Below are 3,679 nucleotides of genomic sequence, written 5' to 3' on the forward strand. Positions count from 1 at the left end.
AACAAACAAATTGAATAATATTGTTAAATTGCACAATAATCGAGCACTGGAATTCACGATTTCCAAAATATTTTTTTGGTACATCAATAAATATTTTGGTATCAATTTCTTTATTGATACACAAATTAAAGATAATTAATCATATCTTCAATTGAAATCGTTTACTCCTTGCTTAATTAACAAATGTTAACGTTTGACACTTGCTATTTGAAAAAATATAATCTTATCATATCCGGAAATGCATATGCAGTCAAACCAATGAACTCATACTTATCAATCAAGGTCGTACAGCTTCTTCTAGTAAACGTTTTCAAAAAAATATTAAACGAAGTGAGGAATGAATTGTGCAAACTACAGTAATGATCATTGTTGTTCTTTACATGCTCGGTATGCTCGGAATCGGTTACTGGTCCTCAAAAAGGATATCATCGTCTACAGATTTCATGGTAGCCGGCAGGAGCATGGGGCCTATCCTCATGGCAGGAACCCTTGCAGCCACTGAAATTGGTGGTGGAAGCTCCCTTGGAGTTGTTGAAAAGGCAAGTAACCTTGGAAAGTCACAGTGGGGACTTAGCGCGGCATGGTATGTGTTAGCCATGGGAATTGCATTCATCGTCCTGATGGTTCTTGCACCAAAGTTCAGGGCCAGTGAAGTCAGGACAGTACCAGAGTACTTCAGGCGAAGATACGGAAAGTTATCAGGGCTGTTCACATCAGTAACAATGCTGCTGCCGCTTATTGGACTTACCGCGGGACAGTTCATGGCATCTGCGACAATCCTTTCAGTAATGATGAACCTGAACTGGAAAACCTCATTGATAGTTGTAGCAATCATAGTCACAATATACGCCGTCATGGGCGGAATGTGGAGCGTAGCCATCACCGACTTTGTCCAGGTCGGACTCATTGTAGCAGGTATGCTTATCGCCATACCATTCTCTCTCAATTACGCAGGAGGATGGTCAAACATAGTTGACAACGTACCTCCAGAAACATGGAATCTCTTCTCCGGCATAGGAGGATGGAAAGCAATATTAGCACTCATAATCATGTATATCTCGACCTTTACTGTAGGTCAGGAAGCCGTATCAAGGTACTATTCAGCTAGGGACGGAAAAGCTGCAATGCAGGGCTCCATCCTGGCTTCAGGCATAAATATAATTTACGCCTTCATACCTACCATACTTGGAATCATAACCCTTGCACTTGTCAACATGGGTAAAGTATCCTCAACAGAGGTCCTCGCTCAGGGTGCAAGATACTCACTGCCGGTTCTTGCTACACTAACCATGCCTGCCGTCATAGTAGGATTACTGTTCAGCGGAATCATATCAGCGACTATGTCAAGCGCCGACTCAGACCTTCTCGGTGCAGGATCCATATTCAGCAACGACATTTACAAGCAATACATAAAGCCAGGTGCTGACGACAAGGAAATCATGAATGTTACCAGAATCACAATGGTGATAGTCGGTATCTTCAGCCTTATAGTCGCTTTGAGCGCAACCAGCATAATAGACTTGCTGATGTTCTCATTCACCCTCAGGGCTGCCGGAGCATTCTTCCCATACGTTTTCGGACACTATTGGAAAAAAGCCTCACCAGCAGGTACAATTGCATCCCTTATAGTAGGGTCACTGGTATCACTGATATTCGAAAAGAAGCTCATACCTGGGCTGACATTCTTCGGATGGGAGCAGCAGGCTGTTATCCCAGGACTTGTATCAGCACTCGTAGTATTCGTAGTATTCTCCCTGCTGATGCCTCCAAAGAATGAAACACTTGAATTCGATGCCAACGAAAAGGCTTAGTCTTCATTCCACAAACAATAATTGAAACTGCAAAGGCGGTTTGTTCAGATTTTTGAACAAACCGCCTTTTAATCACAATTATCTCAATGAAACTGCTTTACTGAATGTGAGTTCATTGTTTTCCTTATTTCATATCAGCCTATATACCACTGACCTCATCCATGAGCGCCTTGAATCCAGGCAGCGCATTCCTAATGGTATCGTAAGCCACACAGTACGCTATCCTGAAATATCCGGGGCATGAGAAATATGTGCCGGGTACTATGAGTATGTTCTTCTCCTTTGCCATATCGCAGAATCTGGAGTCATCAGCTATTGGAGATTTCACAAACATGTAGAACGCACCTTCAGGCTTTATGCACTCATACCCATACGACTTGAGGCTGTCATATAAAAGCTCCCGGTTCCTGTTATAGACCTCTACATCAACTTCCAGGTCCACGCACCTCGCTGCAACCCTCTGGAACAGTGATGGTGCATTTACGAAGCCAAGTATCCTTGTTGCTATTCCTGCTCCAGCGAAGACATTCTCATAATCTGCGGCTTCAGTTGGTATCACGAGATATCCAATCCTTTCTCCTGGAAGCGAAAGGGACTTGCTGAAGGAATACACTACGATAGTGTTCTCGAAATACTTTGTCGGATAAGGAACCTCAACATTTTCATAGGCAAGCTCCCTGTATGGCTCATCAGAGACCAGGTATATTTCGGTTCCAAACTCCTTCTGCTTTTCCCTCAATATCTCTGAAAGCTCAATAATAGTCTTCTCGGAATACACTACACCTGTTGGATTGTTTGGCGAATTGATGATCACGGCCTTTGTCCTTGGAGTTACCTTATCCCGGAATTCAATAAGATTAGGCTGGAAATCCACAGTATTGGGAGATACAACCACAAGCTTCCCTCCGAAATTTGCTACATAGCCTCTGTATTCACCAAAGAAAGGAGCAAAGGTTATTACCTCATCGTCAGGATCCAGAAGAGTCTTGAATACGACATTTGCTCCACCACCGGCACCAACTGTCATTATTATGTTCCTGCTCGTAAAATCAGTCTTAAATTTCCTGTTGATAGACTTCGCAATGTCTTCCCTTACATCCTCATACCCTGAGTTCATCATGTAGCCATGTATGTTCATCGGCTTCTCAGAGGACACTATATCAATGATTGCCTGTTTGATCTGTTCAGGTGGCTCAACATTAGGATTACCCAGACTGAAGTCAAATACATTCTCAGCACCGTATATCCTGGCCCTTTTCTTACCTTCTTCAAACATAGCTCTAATAATTGAGCCGTTCTTTATTGAATTCTTCATATCTTTAGCTATCATGACTTCCACCATCCTTCAAAACTTCTCTAAAAATTATACCATTAAACATTGCTTCTGCTCCGACTTTTATTCATTATCGCACCTGAATTTGAAAAATGCAGGACAAAGCACATATGAAATTGATAATTCCGCAACTCATTTGATTTTTCACTTGAACAAAACCTCAACAGTCTTGCCTAATGCTTCAGCAATTTTCTCTACCATATCGACCGATACATTCTGGTTTCCGCTTTCAATCCTTGATACAGCAGAAGTTGTCGTTTTAAGCCTTGCAGCTAGTTCCGCCTGTGTTACTTTCTTATCTCTTCTTAGTCTAGCAATCTCCATTGCAATCCTGTACCTCAATTCAAGTGCATCAAATTCTTTCTTTACCCCGGCATTTTCAAGGTATTTTGCTTTATAGTCCTTGTAGTTAACTCCTGCATTACTCAACTGTTTCTCCTCTATAGTCCTTCATGTAGACCTTCGCAATTTCTATTGATGGGGATTTCGTACTTTTCTTAATAAATCCATGTGGGGTTAATTGATAAAGTAACTT

General features: G+C 41.9%; 3 protein-coding genes. 1 reads left to right on the forward strand and 2 read right to left on the reverse strand.

Features of this window, described 5'->3' with window-relative positions; genetic code table 11:
* Positions 1–359 precede the first annotated feature (359 nt).
* Complete coding sequence (locus tag T472_RS17895) at positions 360–1,811, forward strand: sodium:solute symporter family protein (RefSeq protein WP_023386918.1); 1,452 nt, start codon at positions 360–362, stop codon at positions 1,809–1,811.
* A 139-nt stretch (positions 1,812–1,950) separates the two neighbouring features.
* On the opposite strand, the gene T472_RS17900 is transcribed toward T472_RS17895, so the two are convergent.
* On the reverse strand, positions 1,951–3,141 hold the full coding sequence (locus T472_RS17900) for a pyridoxal phosphate-dependent aminotransferase (RefSeq protein WP_023386916.1): 1,191 nt from the start codon (positions 3,139–3,141) through the stop codon (positions 1,951–1,953).
* Between the two features lie 147 nt (positions 3,142–3,288).
* Positions 3,289–3,573, reverse strand: coding sequence for a helix-turn-helix domain-containing protein (locus T472_RS17905; protein ID WP_023386914.1), 285 nt, complete (start codon positions 3,571–3,573; stop codon positions 3,289–3,291).
* Positions 3,574–3,679 lie beyond the last annotated feature (106 nt).

The sequence above is a fragment of the Youngiibacter fragilis 232.1 genome (assembly GCF_000495435.3).
In the GTDB taxonomy this organism is placed as follows: domain Bacteria; phylum Bacillota; class Clostridia; order Clostridiales; family Clostridiaceae; genus Youngiibacter; species Youngiibacter fragilis.